At 71.2% G+C, this 14178-nt stretch carries 13 protein-coding genes; 8 read left to right on the top strand and 5 right to left on the bottom strand.

All coding sequences use genetic code 11. The annotated features are described in order from the left end of the window. Positions 1 to 308: 308 nt before the first annotated feature. The gene (locus KVT45_RS26995; RefSeq protein ID WP_217551676.1) at positions 309 to 1388 is read right to left on the bottom strand and encodes a MerR family transcriptional regulator; all 1080 of its coding nucleotides are present in this window, start codon (positions 1386 to 1388) and stop codon (positions 309 to 311) included. A gap of 136 nt (positions 1389 to 1524) precedes the next feature. On the opposite strand from KVT45_RS26995, the gene KVT45_RS26990 reads away from it, so the two are divergent. Continuing rightward, positions 1525 to 2415 (top strand): RimK family alpha-L-glutamate ligase, encoded by an 891-nt coding sequence (locus KVT45_RS26990; RefSeq protein WP_217551675.1) that lies wholly within the window; start codon positions 1525 to 1527, stop codon positions 2413 to 2415. On the opposite strand, the gene KVT45_RS26985 is transcribed toward KVT45_RS26990, so the two are convergent. After that, a complete protein-coding gene (locus KVT45_RS26985) occupies positions 2396 to 2950 on the bottom strand; it encodes a hypothetical protein (RefSeq protein ID WP_254647389.1) in 555 nt (184 codons plus the stop codon). The two genes, KVT45_RS26990 and KVT45_RS26985, sit on opposite strands and share 20 nt — an antisense overlap. A 187-nt stretch (positions 2951 to 3137) precedes the next feature. Here KVT45_RS26985 and KVT45_RS26980 point away from each other — a divergent pair, with 187 nt between their 5' ends. Continuing rightward, the gene (locus KVT45_RS26980; RefSeq protein ID WP_217551673.1) at positions 3138 to 3911 is read left to right on the top strand and encodes an IclR family transcriptional regulator; all 774 of its coding nucleotides are present in this window, start codon (positions 3138 to 3140) and stop codon (positions 3909 to 3911) included. Then, positions 3908 to 4759: an SMP-30/gluconolactonase/LRE family protein gene (locus KVT45_RS26975; protein WP_217551672.1), complete on the top strand. Its 852-nt coding sequence runs from the start codon at positions 3908 to 3910 to the stop codon at positions 4757 to 4759. Before KVT45_RS26980 ends, KVT45_RS26975 begins: the two co-directional genes overlap by 4 nt. 98 nt (positions 4760 to 4857) lie before the next feature. On the opposite strand, the gene KVT45_RS26970 is transcribed toward KVT45_RS26975, so the two are convergent. The 3 genes from KVT45_RS26970 to KVT45_RS26960 are packed head-to-tail and all read right to left on the bottom strand — an operon-like array spanning position 4858 to position 8106. Beyond that, positions 4858 to 6252, bottom strand: a complete 1395-nt coding sequence (locus KVT45_RS26970) for an NAD(P)/FAD-dependent oxidoreductase (RefSeq protein ID WP_217551671.1) — start codon at positions 6250 to 6252, stop codon at positions 4858 to 4860. Next, a complete protein-coding gene (locus KVT45_RS26965) occupies positions 6245 to 7486 on the bottom strand; it encodes an MAB_1171c family putative transporter (protein WP_308310872.1) in 1242 nt (413 codons plus the stop codon). Before KVT45_RS26965 ends, KVT45_RS26970 begins: the two co-directional genes overlap by 8 nt. Continuing rightward, the gene (locus tag KVT45_RS26960) at positions 7483 to 8106 is read right to left on the bottom strand and encodes a toxin-antitoxin system, toxin component family protein (RefSeq protein ID WP_217551670.1); all 624 of its coding nucleotides are present in this window, start codon (positions 8104 to 8106) and stop codon (positions 7483 to 7485) included. The genes KVT45_RS26965 and KVT45_RS26960 overlap by 4 nt, the downstream gene beginning before the upstream one ends. Before the next feature lie 259 nt (positions 8107 to 8365). On the opposite strand from KVT45_RS26960, the gene KVT45_RS26955 reads away from it, so the two are divergent. From KVT45_RS26955 to KVT45_RS26935, 5 genes are all read left to right on the top strand, one after another. Then, positions 8366 to 9724, top strand: coding sequence for an extracellular solute-binding protein (locus tag KVT45_RS26955; protein ID WP_217551669.1), 1359 nt, complete (start codon positions 8366 to 8368; stop codon positions 9722 to 9724). Further along, positions 9721 to 10674: a carbohydrate ABC transporter permease gene (locus KVT45_RS26950; RefSeq protein WP_217551668.1), complete on the top strand. Its 954-nt coding sequence runs from the start codon at positions 9721 to 9723 to the stop codon at positions 10672 to 10674. The genes KVT45_RS26955 and KVT45_RS26950 overlap by 4 nt, the downstream gene beginning before the upstream one ends. Continuing rightward, entirely contained in the window at positions 10671 to 11528 is an 858-nt protein-coding gene (locus tag KVT45_RS26945; RefSeq protein ID WP_217551667.1) for a carbohydrate ABC transporter permease, read from the top strand. Before KVT45_RS26950 ends, KVT45_RS26945 begins: the two co-directional genes overlap by 4 nt. Positions 11529 to 11583: 55 nt before the next feature. Beyond that, the gene (locus KVT45_RS26940; protein WP_217551706.1) at positions 11584 to 12510 is read left to right on the top strand and encodes an arabinan endo-1,5-alpha-L-arabinosidase; all 927 of its coding nucleotides are present in this window, start codon (positions 11584 to 11586) and stop codon (positions 12508 to 12510) included. Positions 12511 to 12633: 123 nt separating this feature from the next. After that, complete coding sequence (locus tag KVT45_RS26935) at positions 12634 to 14145, top strand: alpha-N-arabinofuranosidase (protein WP_217551666.1); 1512 nt, start codon at positions 12634 to 12636, stop codon at positions 14143 to 14145. Positions 14146 to 14178 lie beyond the last annotated feature (33 nt).

Here is a 14178-nt window from a genome sequence, read left to right as displayed (position 1 = left end):
CCCCGGCTTTCCCGGCTCGCCCCCGGCTTTCCCGGCTCGCCCCCGGCTTTCCCGGCCTGCCCCCGGCTTTCCCGGCTCGCCCCCGGCTTTCCCGGCCTGCCCCCGGCCTTCCCGGCTCGCCCCCGGCTTTCCCGGCTCGCCCCCGGCTTTCCCGGCTCGCCCCTGGCTTTGTCCCGGCCGCCAATGGCTCTGTCCCGGCCCGTCCCGGGCCTTGCGGCCGACGGAGACGGGGGCCTTGCGGCCGATCGAGACCGGCGCCTCCCCGTCATGCCCTCTGCCCTGATCGGATCCGGTTTTTCCTCAGCCTCCTATCCGACCGAGACGGGTGGGTGGGTGGGCGGTACGACGTCGGCTGCGACCGCGCTCACGTTGTCGTCCCCGCCCGCCGCGTTGGCCGCCTCGACCAGTACCCGTACCGCGTCAGCCGGCTCGCCCCCGCTCAGCAGCTCCCGGATCCGTTCGTCGGAGACCGCCCTGGTCAGGCCGTCCGAGCACAGCAGGTACCGGTCGCCGGCCCGGGCCTCGTGCAGTTTCAGGTCCGGGGTGTCGGAGGCGCCGCCCGGCAGGGCTTTCGCCAGCAGCATCCGCTGCGGATGGCTCTCGGCCTCTTCCGGCGTCAGCCGGCCCTCGTCGATGAGGGACTGCACCACGCTGTGGTCGTGCGTGATGCGGAACAGCTCCCCGTCCCGCAGCAGATACGCCCGCGAGTCCCCGATGTGCACGAGGGCCAGCCGGGACCCGGTCCACAGCAGCGCGGTGAGCGTCGTACCGACCTCCGCACTTCCCTCCGCCACCTGCCGCACGGCCTCGCCCGCCGAACGCACCGCGTCCTCCAGGAGATTCAGCACGTTCCCCGCCGAAAGCTCCACGTCCTCCAGGGGCTTCAGCGCCGCCACGGCGGCGGCACTGGCCGACTCCCCGGCCGGCCCGCACCCGTCGGCGACGGCCAGCAGCCGGCGCCCCGCGTACGCGGTGTCCTGGTTGGACGGCCGGACATGCCCCCGGTCCGAATGGGCGGCGTAACGCAATTCCAGCATCTTCGTCGTGTCCCTTCTCGATTCTCCGGACAGGTGGTCGACGAGAAACGCGGCCAGGTCCCGCCGTACGGCGGTCTCCGCCTCGACCCGGGCCCAGTACGCCCGCACCTCCCGGGCGGCCGGGCCGGCGGGCAGCGCGCACACCTCGCGGATCCGCGCCAGCGGCATGCCCAGCCGCCGCAGCCAGGCCACCAGCCGGGCGCGTTCCAGCTGCGCCTCGGCGTAGTACCGGTAGCCGGTCTCGGGGTCGACCCGGGCGGGCTTCAGCAGGTCCAGCTCGTCGTACAGCCGCAACGCCTTCGGCGACAGCCGGCAGGCCCTCGCGAAGGCCCCGATGGTCAGCCACTCCATGCCGTCTCCATGCCCGTACCTCGCGTTTCTCGACGTCCGCCACCGATGCTGGGGCTTCACCGAAGGTGAAGGTCAATGGCGATCCCGTTAGCCTGCCGAAAGAACACAGCCGTCGACAGCCAAGGGAGCCCCAGCCGTGCCCCGCATAGCCCTCGCCACCTACGACCCCGGCGCGGAACCGAGCAAGGACCAGGACCTGCCGGTACTGCTGAGGGCGCTGGCCGACGCCGGGGCCGAGGCCGTCGCCCGTCCGTGGGACGACCCCGAGGCGGAGTGGGGCGACCACGACCTGGTCGTCATCCGCTCCACCTGGGACTACAGCTGGCGCACCGACGAGTTCCTGCCGTGGGTGGAGCGGGTGGGGAAGGCGACCCGGATCGCGAATCCGGCGGAGGTCGTGCGGTGGAACACCGACAAGCGGTATCTCGGTGATCTCGCGGCGGCCGGTGTGCCGGTCGTGCCGACCCGGTATCTGGCCCCCGGCGACCTGGCCCCCGGCGACCAGGCTGCCGAGCTGCCCGCCGACCGCGACTTCGTCGTCAAGCCCACCTTCGGCGCCGGCGCCCGGTTCGCCGCCCGCTACACGCCCGCCGAGCACGGGACGGCCGTACGGCACCTGGCCCGGATGCACGAGGAGGGGCTGACCGCGATGGTCCAGCCGTACGTCTCCGGCATCGACGTCAGCGGGGAGCGGGCGCTGCAGTTCTTCGGCGGGCGGCTGCTGCACGCCAGCCGCAAGCGGGCCGTGCTCACGCCGGGCACGGCGTACGACGCGGCCAAGGTCGCCCACCCGGAGCTGGCGAGGTGGACCCCGACCCCGGCCGAACTCGCGGTGGCGGAGCGCGCGTTGGCCGCCGTACCGGAGTCGCCCGAGCTGCTGTACGCCCGGGTGGACCTGGTCGACGGGGCGGACGGGCAGCCGCAGGTGATGGAGCTGGAGCTGGTCGAGCCGAACCTGTTCCTGTTCCTGCACCCCGGATCGGTGGCCGGGGTGGCGGCGGCGATCCTCAGCGCGGCTCGTCGATGACCGCGGTGCGCTGGAGCAGGCCCCAGGTGAACTCGGCGACCACCTGACGGCCGTCGGGCACCTTGAAGGTGAGCCCCCAGCGGGTCGGGGCCGTGCCCTCCAGGGGGCGGGCGGGGGCGAAGGCGCGGGCGGCCTCGTCGACCGTGCAGGACCAGGGGGCCAGGTCGTCGAAGGTCTCCAGCCTCGGTGCCGGGGCGCCGGGGGCGCGGACCAGCCACTCGTTCCAGACCGCGCCGCCGGGGCCGGCCATGACCTCGAAGCGGAGGGTGGGCCAGAGGGGGAGCGGCCACTGCCAGGCCGTGCACTCCAGGTCGCCCACGGTCCGCTTCGTCTCCGACTCGGGCGGGCCGAGGACCGAGCGGTAGCGGGCCGCGGCGGACCGGGAGCGGGGTGACCGGGCCATCGCCTGCCAACGCTTGTTGGCCTCCCGCATGTCCGCGATCGACGCGCCCAGCGTGCGCCGGGCGTCCTCGACCAGGTCCGGGTTGTGGTCGGCCATGCGGCGCAGCAGCACCAGCTGGAAGTCCAGTTGCATGGCACCCATGGTGCACATGTGGTGCACGTGCTTGCGTACGGCTGGTTCCCGGCCATTGCCCGCGGAATCCCCGATGGTTAGCCTGTGTTCGTCATGCCGATCGCCTGTTGATATCTCGAACGGCTCCGCAGCTCCGACGCGCGCCGCACCGATATCTGGCGCCTAGACCCAAGGGAGGGGGCCGGACGTGGGACGCCTCGTGCCTGCCGTGACCCGGGCTCTCGACATTCTTGAGCTCTTCCTCGACGGGGACGGGACTCTTTCCGCCCCCGACATAGTGCGCAGACTCCAGTTGCCACGGACCACCGTGCACGAGCTGGTGACCACGCTCTCCGCCCGGTCGTACATCGTGCCCGTACCCGGACAGCCCGGACGTTACCGGCTCGGTGTCCGTCCGTACCAGCTCGGCAGCCGGTACGCCGAGCAGCTCGACCTCGCCGCCGAGGGCCAGCAGGTCGCCCGGTCCGTCGCCGAGACCTGCGACGAGACCGTCCACGTGGCGATCCTCGAAGGCACCGACGTCATCTACATCGCCAAGGTCGACTCCACGCACGCGGTCCGCATGGTCTCCGCCGCCGGCCGCCGGCTGCCCGCCCACTGCACCTCGGTCGGCAAGATGCTGCTGGCCTCGCTGCCGGAGCCGGAGCTGACCGCGCGCATCCCGGACGACGCCGACCTCGTCGCGATGACCCCGAACAGCATCACCGAGCCGGGCGCCCTGCGCGAGGCCCTCGACGGGATCCGCGCGCGCGGCATCGCCGTGGAGAGCCGCGAGTCCAACCCCGACGTGTCCTGTGTCGCCGCGCCGGTCCGCGACCGCACCGGCCAGGTCGTCGCGGCCCTGTCCATCTCCGTCCCGATGATCCGCTGGAGCGACGAGCGCCGGGACGAGCTGGAGCAGCTCGCGGCCAAGGGTGCCGCCGAACTCTCCGAGCGCCTCGGCCACCGGAGCGTGGCATGACGACGACGGCGTACGAGGTCGCGGTCGCGGCGGAGGCGACGCTCGGCGAGGGCCCGACGTGGGACCCGGCGACCGGCCGCCTCATATGGATCGACGTCCTCGGTTCCCGCATCAACACGTACGACCCGGCCACCGGACGCCGTACGACCCGCACCACCGAGCAGCACGTCGGCGCGGTCAAGCCGCGCGCGGGCGGCGGCCTGGTCCTCAACCTCCGGGACGGCGTCGGCCTCCTCGACCCCGACGACACGTTCCGCTGGCTGCACCGAGAGCCGGTCCCCGGCCGCCGTGCCAATGACGCGGCCGTCGCCCCCGACGGCTCCCTGTGGGCCGGCACGATGCGCTACGACGAGGCGACCGGGGGCGGCACGCTCTCCCGGGTGTCGCCCGACGGCACGGTGACGACGTTGCTGCCGGACGTCACGGTCAGCAACGGCACGGGCTGGAGCCCGGACGGCCGCCGCGTCTACTACGTCGACACGCCGACCCGCCGGGTGGACGTCTTCGACTACGCCGACGGACTCCCGGTCGACCGCCGCCCGTTGGTGACGATCGAGGAGAGCGCCGGCTTCCCCGACGGCCTGACGGTCGACGCGGACGGCTGTGTGTGGGTGGCGCTGTGGGGCGGGGGAGCGGTACGCCGTTACACGCCTGACGGCGAGCTGGACCGTGTGATCAGCCTGCCGGCATCGCTGACGACGGCCTGCGCGTTCGGGGGCGCCGACCTGACCGACCTGTACGTCACCACGGCCCGGGTGGGGCTGGACCGGCCGCATCCGACGGCGGGTTCGCTGCTGGTGATTGCGGGCGCGGGGAAGGGCGTGGCCCAACCGGCGTTCCAGGGCTAGCGGTTGCTTGGAGGGCGTTCTTCGTCTGCGGGTGCGTGGGGGCTGGTCGCGCAGTTCCCCGCGCCCCTTACGGGGCGCTTCGCGACAGCCTGCCGGTGCTACAGAACCCCCGCCGCCTTCAGCTCCTCCGCAGTCAACGGCGGTCCGGTCAAAGCCGGTTTCAGCGGCCCCATCACCGTCGCCAGCACCACACTCGGCGCTATCAGCACCTCCGCCCCCCGCTCCAGCGCCGTCACATCCGTCACCCGCCGCGCGATCCGCCCGTTGCCGGTCGCCGTGTACATCAGCCGCCCCACGTACGCCTGCGCCAACCGCTCCCGCAGCGTCGGCCCGCCCTCCGTCGCGCCCGGGTAGAACACGTCCAGCCCCGTCGACAGATCCCACGCCGCCCGCACCGGCCGACTCACCGCCTTCTGGAGTGAGGAGGCGAGTCCGGGCGAAGCCCAGCCATGACGCTGCATCACATTCCGTACCGCCAGCGCCCCTTGTGCCGCCACCGACATCCCGTGCCCGTACACCGGATTCAGCGCGCACACCGCGTCGCCGAGTACGACGAGGTTCTCCGGCCAGGCCTGCATGCGCTCGTAGAAGTGGCGCCGGTTGGCCGTCGTGCGCGTCACCGTGACGCCGGTCAACGGCTCGGCGTTCGTGAGGAGTTCCGCGATGACGGGGTGGGCCAGTTCCTCCCGGGCGTACCTCAGGAAGTCGTCGGCGTCCGCGCCCGGTGAGCCGTCCCCGCGGCCGTACAGGGTGACCAGCCACCGGCCGTTCTCGATCGGCATAAGAACGCCGCCGCGGCCCGGACGGCTGCCCTGCGGGCTGCCCTGGAGGTGGACGATGGGGAAACTGGTCCGGGTGGCCTCCTCGGGGGCCCGGAACAGCCGGCTGGCGTAGGCGATACCGGAGTCGACCTCGCGGAACGCGGGTGCGGGCAGTCCGAGTTCGGTCAGCCAGGCCGGCGTGCGGGAGCCGCGGCCGGTCGCGTCGACGACCAGCCCGGCGGCCAGCTCCCGCTCCTCGCCGCCGTCGAGCGCTCGTAGCCGTACCCCCGTCACCGCGAGGTGCGTGCCGGTCAGCGCCACCGCCTCGGTGCGTGGCAGCAGTTCGATCCGGTCGTCGGCCAGCACCTGCTCGCGTACCACCGAGTCCAGCAGGTCCCGGCTGCACGGCAGCACGAACGCAGACTCGTCCCAGCGCCGGAACCAGCCCTGCGGGGACAGCGCCACCATGTCCGTGGTCACCGGCAGCCGCCGCACGCCCGCCGCCCGCAGCCGCTCGACAGTGCCGGGCAGCAGCTCCTCCAGCGCGCGTGCCCCGCCGGACCACAGGTGGTGGACGTGCCGGGCTTGCGGGAGCCCCTTGCGCGGCTCGGGGCCGGCGGACAGCGCGTCCCGTTCGACGACCACGACCCGGTCCGCGAACGGCACGAGGGCGTGGGCGGCCAGCAGGCCGGCGAGGGAGCCGCCGAGGACGACAGCGGTGCGATTACTCATGGACGGCGCTCTCTGCGGGGATGGCTTTGACGGCCGCACGCATGCGGACCGCCTCGATCTCGTCGGGGTGGCGCAGGACTCGGGACACCGCCCCGATCTCCTTGAGGAGGTGGGTGGCGTCCGGGCCGCCGGCCGTGTCGGCGGGCTCGGGGGTGTGGCCCCGGGTGTCGACGGCGTCCAGGATGCTGACCGCGGAGGCCAGCGCCCGGGCCCGGTCGGGCGGGTGGCCGAGGTCGACCGCGGCGTCGTAGGAGCGCCGGTCGAGGTCCTCGTCGATGTGCCGGGTGAGGGGCAGAAGTACGTCCCGGATGAAGGTCTCGCGCCTGGTCAGCCGCAGCTCGGGCGTGGCGCGGAGGACGAAGGGGACGCCGTCGCCATGCACGGTCCGGGTCAGCTGGTACAGCGGCCGCAGCTCGCGGTGGGCGAGCCGGACCCGCCAGCGGTCGTGCAGGTACTGGCCGGCGTGCGGGAGGATGAAGCCGACGGCGATGTTGATCGCGGACAGGGCGGCGACGGGCGGGGCCAGGTCGGTGCTGAGCCAGTCCAGGTCGCGGCCGCACCAGCGGGCGCCGACCGCGACCAGCTTGACCGCGTCGAACATCAGGTTCAGGACGTAGCCGACGCCGAGCAGTTTCAGTCCCCAGCGCAGCCAGGCGTCGAGGCCCTCGGTGCGTACCCAGTTCCAGATCAGCCATGAGGTGATCAAGCAGGCGATCGAGTGGGCGACGAGGTAGAGCAGGATCTCCTCGCGCATGAACGGGGTGTTGGCGTAGTACGTGTCCAGGTCCTGCAGCCGCTCCACGGGCGCGTCGGCGAGCGCGAAGAGCAGCCACAGGGCGGCGATCACCCCGGAGTAGACGGCGACCACCCAGCGCATCGCCCGCCGGGTGGCGGCCGAGCGGTCGGAGAGGCCGTTGCGCCAGGCGATGATCAGCAGCAGACAGGAGCCGCAGAACGCGGTGATCAGCGAATAGCACCAGGGCGCCGAGATGTTGGGGACGCCGGTCCACCGGTTCACGGCGGCGATCGTCGACGGGGTGCAGAACACGAACACCCCGCAGGCGAGCAGCAGCAGGCCGCCGACCGCACGCAGCAGCGGGTCGCGCCAGAGCCGGATGATGGTGGGCAGCTTGATCACCAGGGCGGTGGTCAGCACCGCGGTGGGGATCCAGAAGGAGATGTAGAAGTCGCTGAGGAACCGCGCGGGTTCCAGCGCGGACGAGGTCGGCGTCACCGTGCCGCTCCACCACGCCCGCGGTAGCCGAGGGACCGCTGGACCGGATCGGGCGGAGTCTCGCCGCCCCGGCCGGGCAGGAGGGGCCGGAGCGCGGCCGCGAGGCGGTGGCCGAAGTCGTCGGCCGCGGCCTCGTCGGCCTCCCGGGAGCCGTTGCGGGCGGCCACGGTCAGGGCGACGGAGTCCCAGCCCGGCCGCCCGGCGAAGGCGTTCGCCGCGGCCGCGTGATGATGCGTGTGACGTGCGTGCATGTGCCACAGCTCATGGCCCAGGATGACCAGTTGCTGTACGGCCTCGGCCCGCTCCTCGACGATCACCAGGTCGAAGTCCTGGAACTCCACCCACAGTCCGGTGACCTCGATCTCGTCGGGAAACCGTTCGAAACGCAGCTCGACGGGCCGGCCCTCGCGTCTGAGGCTCATCTCCGCGCACAGCGCCCCGCACAACTCCCGTACGCCGGCGGGCGTCCGGGGTCTGGCGCGGACGGCGGCGGTGAGGCCGGCGGCGAGCCGGCGCATCTCCGCGGTCGGCCGGGGGCGCCGTGTCCCCGTGTCCGGCCGGGAGCGCCGCAGCCTCGCGGCGATCCGGGCCCACCGGTGCCGCGCGCCGGCCAAGTCCATCGCTCCCCCTTCGCACCGCCCCGACGGCGGTCACCGCGCTGCGTTGGCCCGTCCGAGACTACGCGTCCGGGGGCGGTAGTTCGAGCGGTAGTTCACGCGAGAACAACTGCTCGATACAGGAAAGTCACGCCGGACCCATTGACGCGCAAGCGCTTCGATTTTACGGTCCCGTTCGAAGTTACGAGCATGAGCCGATATTTCGAACAAGGGTTACGGGCGCGATCACGAGCACGACGGATCCCGGAGGTAAGGGCAGGCAATGGGACGACCTGGCCTCAGTCGCAGGCAACTACTGGGCACGGCAAGCGGGCTGGCGGTGGCGGCGAGCTTCGGCTTCGCGGCCCTCGGCACCGGCGCCGACGCACTGACATCGAGCGCGCGCACCCGCGTCCGCTACTGGAACCTCTTCTCCGGCGGCGACGGCGCCAACATGCAGGCCATGGTGGACGCCTTCCACGCGGCCCACCCGGACACGGACGTCAAGGCGTCCACGCTCACCTGGGGCGACCCCTACTACACCAAGCTCGCCATGGCGGCCGCCGGCAACCGCGCCCCCGACCTGGCCGTCATGCACCAGGGCCGGGTCACCGGCTTCGCACCGGGGCGCCTCCTCGACCCCTGGGACATCGGCCTCCTCGCCGAACACGGCGTCCGCGAGGCCGACTTCAACCCCACCCTGTGGAAACGCGGCGTCGTCGGCGGCGAGCTGTACGCCCTGCCCCTGGACGTCCACGTCCAGCTGAACTTCTACCGCAAGGACGTCTGCCGGAAGGCGGGCCTGCTCGACGCGGACGGCAGGCTGCCGCACGCCACCTCCGAGGACGACTGGTTCGCCATGCTCAAGGCCGCCAAGTCGAAGGTCAGGGGCGGCCTGCAGACCCTCGGCATGCACGCCAACGACCAGAACTTCTCCTGGTGGTTCTTCGTCGCCTTCTACCAGCAGCTCGGCGGCGGCTACTTCAATGCCGACCAGACCGGCGTCGTCTTCGACACCGACAAGGCCACCCGGGTCCTGGAGTTCCTCCGCAAGCACGTCACCGACGGCTACGCGATCGCGGGTTCGGACGACGCCGCGATGTTCCTGGCCGGCGCCCCCTTCGTCTGGGAGGGCGACTGGTCGGTCCCGGTCTACACCCCCGCGAAGATCGACTACGGCGCCACGCCCCTGCCCCCGGTCTTCGGCACCCCCGGCACCCACGCCGAGTCCCACTCCTTCGTCCTGCCCCACCAGGCCGACCGCGGCGGCGCCGCCGACGAGGGCGCCTACGCGCTCGCCGCCTACCTGGTGAAGAACGCGGCGACCTGGGCCCAGGGCGGCCACGTCCCCGCCTATCTGCCGACCTTCAAGGACCCGGCGTACACGAAGCTCTCGCCGCAGCGCGAGTACTCCCAGGACGCCATGGGGCACCTCGCCACCGAGCCGCACATCTGGTTCGCCGGCTCCACCGGCACCCTCTCCAAGCGGGTCGGCCCGCTCATCGCCGGCTCCAACCTCGGCTCCACCAAACCGGACGCCACCGCCCGCGCCATGAAGAGCGCCGTGGAGGCCCTGCTGGCCTCGAAGAACCCGATGGACGGCAGGACCGCCGCCCAGGAGCTGAAGGGAGCCGGCGCATGAGCTCCACCGCCTCCACGACGGCCGTCCCCGCCGCCCCGCGCGTGGCGCGCACCGCCACCGGCGCCGACACCCTGCGCCTGCGCTGGGGCCGCCGCCTCCAGCACGGCGGCTGGTTCGTCACCCCGTTCTTCGTCCTGTACGGCCTCTTCGTCCTGGTCCCCATCGTTCGCGGCCTGTACCTGTCCTTCACGGACGCCAACATCTCCGGCGACCGCACCAGCTTCATCGGCCTGGACAACTACCGCGAGGCCCTCCAGGACGACCTGGTCTGGCAGTCCCTGTGGCACAGCGTCAGGTTCACCCTCTGGGTGGTCCCGCTGATCGTCGTCATGGCACTCCTGATGGCGCTGATCGCCCACCACACCGTCCACTTCAAGTGGCTGTGGCGGTTCTGCTTCTTCGCCCCGTTCCTGCTCCCGTCGGCCGTCGTCGCCAACCTCTGGTGGTGGCTCTTCCAGCCGGTCAACGGCCTGGTCAACCACACCCTCGGCCTGGACACCCCCTGGCTCACCCAGAAGTCCACGGCCCTGCTCGCGAGCGTCATCGCCACCCTGTGGTGGACCGTCGGCTTCTCCTTCCTCCTCTACCTGGCCGCCCTCCAGAACATCCCCCAGCACCTCTACGAGGCGGCCGAACTGGACGGCGCGAACGCCTTCCAGCGGATGATCCACATCACGGTCCCCAACCTGCGCAACATCACCGGTCTGGTCGTCGCGCTCCAGATCCTGGCCTCGCTCCAGGTCTACGACCAGGTCGTCATCATGTTCCAGTTCGGCTCAGGACCCGAGAACTCCACCCGGACCTTCGTGCAGTACATGATCGAGCAGGGCTTCACCAGCTACCGCGTGGGCTACGCATCCGCGATCTCCATGATCCTCTTCATCATCGTCGCGGCCGTCGCCCTGGCCCGGATGTGGCTGCTGCGCACCCGCGAGGAGGCCACCCGATGAGCACCACGACACCCCCGTTCCGCAAGCCGCGCTCCACCTGGACCCCGGCCCAGATCGCCCTCACGGCGATCGCCGCCGCCCTCTCCCTCCTCTGGATCGCCCCGCTCTTCTGGGCCCTGTCCACCTCGCTCAAGACCTCGACCGAGTCCGTCGCCTCCCCGCACTGGATCCCGGACCATGTCACCTGGGACTCCTGGAAGGGCATCTTCGACGCCGGCAACATCCCCGACTGGTTCGTCAACTCGGTCGTCGTCTCGGTCTGCGTGACCTTCGTCGTGCTGCTCGTCGCGTCCCTCGCCGGATACGGCTTCGCCCGCACCGAGTTCCGCGGCAAGGGCGTCCTGCTCTCGCTCACCATGGCGGGCCTGATGTTCTCCCCGGCCATCCTCGGCGTCCCGCTGTTCACCACGGTCCAGTCGCTCGGCATGGTGGACACCTACTGGGGCATGATCCTCCCCCAGTGCGCCCCCGCCGCGATGGTCTACATCCTCTACAAGTTCTTCCAGTCCCTGCCCAAGGAGCTGGAGGAGGCCGCCTTCATCGACGGCGCCGGCCGCTGGCGCATCTTCTTCACGATCGTCCTCCCCCTCTCCAAGCCGGCCCTCTCGGCGGTGGGCATCTTCACCTTCATAGCCTCCTGGAACAACTTCCTGTGGCCGTACATGGTGACCAACAACCCCGACCTGATGACGATGCCGAACGGCATCGCGACCGTGCAGAACGCCTTCGGTATCGTCTGGCCGCAGCTGATGGCCGGCGGCCTGATCGCGGGCCTCCCGCTGATCATCGTGTTCGTCTTCTTCCAGAGCCAGATCGTGCGCGGCGTGGCCCACACGGGCCTGGCCGGCCAGTGAGGAGCCGGAGTTGAAGCGACTTCCCAGACTCGCCGCCCTGCTCGCGGCCGCGGCAATGGCCCTTCTCCCCACCACCGCCTCCGCGGACCCCACCTACCCCGACCCGCTCCCCCTCACCGGCCAGCAGATCATCCACGACCCCACCGTCCACCGGCTCGGGAACGGCCAGTACGTCGCCTACTCCACCGGCGGCATCATCGGCGCCCGCCTCTCCACGAACCTCCGCGACTGGACCGACGCGGGCAACGCGTTCACCACACCGCCGAGCTGGTGGTACGACTACAACTCCACCGCCGACCCCTGGGCCCCCGACCTCTCCTACCGCGACGGCCGCTACTGGCTCTACTACGCCGTCTCCTCCTGGGGCACCAACCACTCCGCGATCGGCGTGGCCACCTCCCCGACGGGCCTCCCCGGCACCTGGACCGACCACGGCAGGGCGTTCTCGTCGGAGACGACGGACTCCTGGAACGCCATCGACCCGGCGATCACCCGAGCCGACGGCAAGCTGTGGATGGCGTTCGGCTCGTACTGGACGGGCATCCGCATGGTCCAGCTGAACCCCGGAACCGGCAAGGCGGTCCCGGGTTCCCCGGTCGCCCACCTCGCCACCCGCCCCGACGCCCCCTACGCCGTCGAAGGCGCCTCGATCCTCCACCACGGCCGCTACTACTACCTCTTCGCCTCGTACGACGCCTGCTGCGCCGGAGTGAACTCCACCTACAAGATCAGGGTGGGCCGCTCGACGTCGGTGACGGGCCCGTACGCCGACAGCACGGGCACGCCGATGCTGGAGGGCGGCGGCGACCTGCTGCTGGCGAGCCACGGCAGGTACATAGGCCCGGGCGGCGAATCAACCTTCCGCACGCACGGCAAGACCTGGCTGGCGTACCACTACTACGACGCAGCCGACAACGGCACGCCAAAGCTGGGCCTGAACAGGCTGGGTTGGACAGAGAACGGCTGGCCGAAACTCAGCTAGGGGCAGCGCCCCTTCAGGGGCGCGGGGCTGTGTCCATTTGCGGCTCCGCCGCGTGGGCGCGAGCAACCCCCACCCACCCGCACCCGCCCACGATTGAGAACCACCCACCCCGAAAGGCGAACATTGCGCACCGCCCGCTTCACCCTCGACCCCGCCTTCACCATCGGCGAAGTCAACCCCCGCCTCTTCGGCTCCTTCGTCGAGCACCTAGGCCGCTGCGTCTACACCGGCATCTTCGAGTCGACCCACCCCACGGCCGACGCCGAAGGCCTCCGCACCGACGTCCTCGACCTGGTCCGCGAACTCGGCGTCACCACCCTCCGCTACCCCGGCGGCAACTTCGTCTCCGGCTACAAGTGGGAGGACTCGGTCGGCCCGGTCGAGGACCGCCCGCGCCGCCTCGACCTTGCCTGGCGGTCGACGGAGACCAACCGGTTCGGCCTCTCCGAGTACATCGCCTTCCTGAAGAAGGTCGGCCCGCAGGCCGAGCCCATGATGGCGATCAACCTCGGCACGCGGGGCGTGGCGGAGGCCCTGGAACTCCAGGAGTACGCCAACCAGCCCTCGGGAACCACCCTGTCGGACCTCCGCGCCGCCCACGGCGACAAGGACCCCTTCGGCATCAAGGTCTGGTGTCTGGGCAACGAGATGGACGGCCCCTGGCAGACCGGCCACAAGACCGCCGGGGAATACGGCCGTATCGCCGCCGAGACCGCCCGCGCCATGCGCCAGATGGACCCGTCCGTGGAACTGGTCGCCTGCGGTTCCTCCAGCCAGTCCATGCCGACCTTCGCCGAGTGGGAGGCGACGGTCCTCGCGGAGACGTACGACCTGGTCGACTACATCTCCCTGCACGCCTACTACGAGCCCCAGGACGGCGACGTCGACTCCTTCCTGGCCTCCGCCGTCGACATGGAGTCCTTCATCGAGAACGTGGTCGCCACCTGTGACCACGTGGGCGCCAGGCTGAAGTCCAAGAAGAAGATCAACCTCTCCTTCGACGAGTGGAACGTCTGGTACACCTCGAAGTGGCATGCGATCGAGAACTCCGACGTGCGGGACTGGCCCGAGGCCCCCCGCCTCCTGGAGGACAACTACAGCGTCCTGGACGCCGTCGTCTTCGGCTCCCTCCTCATCGCCCTGCTCCGCCACGCCGACCGCGTCACGGTCGCCTGCCTGGCCCAGCTGGTCAACGTCATCGCCCCGATCATGACGGAGCCCGGCGGCCCCGCCTGGCGCCAGACGACGTTCTTCCCCTTCGCCCAGGCGTCCCGGTACGGCAGGGGCCAGGTCCTGGACGTACGCGTGGACTCACCGACGTACGACACGAAGAAGTACGGCGAGACGAGCCTCCTGCACGCGACGGCGGTCAGGGCCGAGGACGGCACGGTCACCGTCTTCGCCGTGAACCGCAGCCGGACGGAGGCGCTGCCGCTGGAAGTGGCCCTGGGCGGCCTGGACCTGACGTCGGTGACGGAGCACAGCGTCCTGTCGGACGAGGACGCGAACGCCCGCAACACCCTGGAGGAACCCGAGCGGGTTAGCCCTCATCCGGCCGAGGGCACGACGTTGACCGACGGCACGCTGACGGCCGTTCTCGAACCCTTGTCCTGGAACATGATCCGACTGGCCTAAGGGTCAGCGCCCCTTGCTTTTAGGGGCGCGGGG

The sequence above is a fragment of the Streptomyces sp. GbtcB6 genome, assembly GCF_019091475.1.
GTDB lineage: Bacteria > Actinomycetota > Actinomycetes > Streptomycetales > Streptomycetaceae > Streptomyces > Streptomyces hyaluromycini.
The sequence above is the reverse complement of the archived record's forward strand: the minus strand, read 5'-3'. Positions and strand labels throughout refer to the sequence as shown.

Excerpts from the sequence above, each read along its gene's own strand:
- KVT45_RS26995 (WP_217551676.1), bottom strand. The coding sequence starts at position 1,388 with ATGGAGTGGCTGACCATCGGGGCCTTCGCGAGGGCCTGCCGGCTGTCG.
- KVT45_RS26985 (WP_254647389.1), bottom strand. The coding sequence starts at position 2,950 with ATGCAACTGGACTTCCAGCTGGTGCTGCTGCGCCGCATGGCCGACCAC.
- KVT45_RS26975 (WP_217551672.1), top strand. The coding sequence starts at position 3,908 with ATGACGACGACGGCGTACGAGGTCGCGGTCGCGGCGGAGGCGACGCTC.
- KVT45_RS26970 (WP_217551671.1), bottom strand. The coding sequence starts at position 6,252 with ATGAGTAATCGCACCGCTGTCGTCCTCGGCGGCTCCCTCGCCGGCCTG.
- KVT45_RS26960 (WP_217551670.1), bottom strand. The coding sequence starts at position 8,106 with ATGGACTTGGCCGGCGCGCGGCACCGGTGGGCCCGGATCGCCGCGAGG.
- KVT45_RS26955 (WP_217551669.1), top strand. The coding sequence starts at position 8,366 with ATGGGACGACCTGGCCTCAGTCGCAGGCAACTACTGGGCACGGCAAGC.
- KVT45_RS26950 (WP_217551668.1), top strand. The coding sequence starts at position 9,721 with ATGAGCTCCACCGCCTCCACGACGGCCGTCCCCGCCGCCCCGCGCGTG.
- KVT45_RS26945 (WP_217551667.1), top strand. The coding sequence starts at position 10,671 with ATGAGCACCACGACACCCCCGTTCCGCAAGCCGCGCTCCACCTGGACC.
- KVT45_RS26940 (WP_217551706.1), top strand. The coding sequence starts at position 11,584 with ATGGCCCTTCTCCCCACCACCGCCTCCGCGGACCCCACCTACCCCGAC.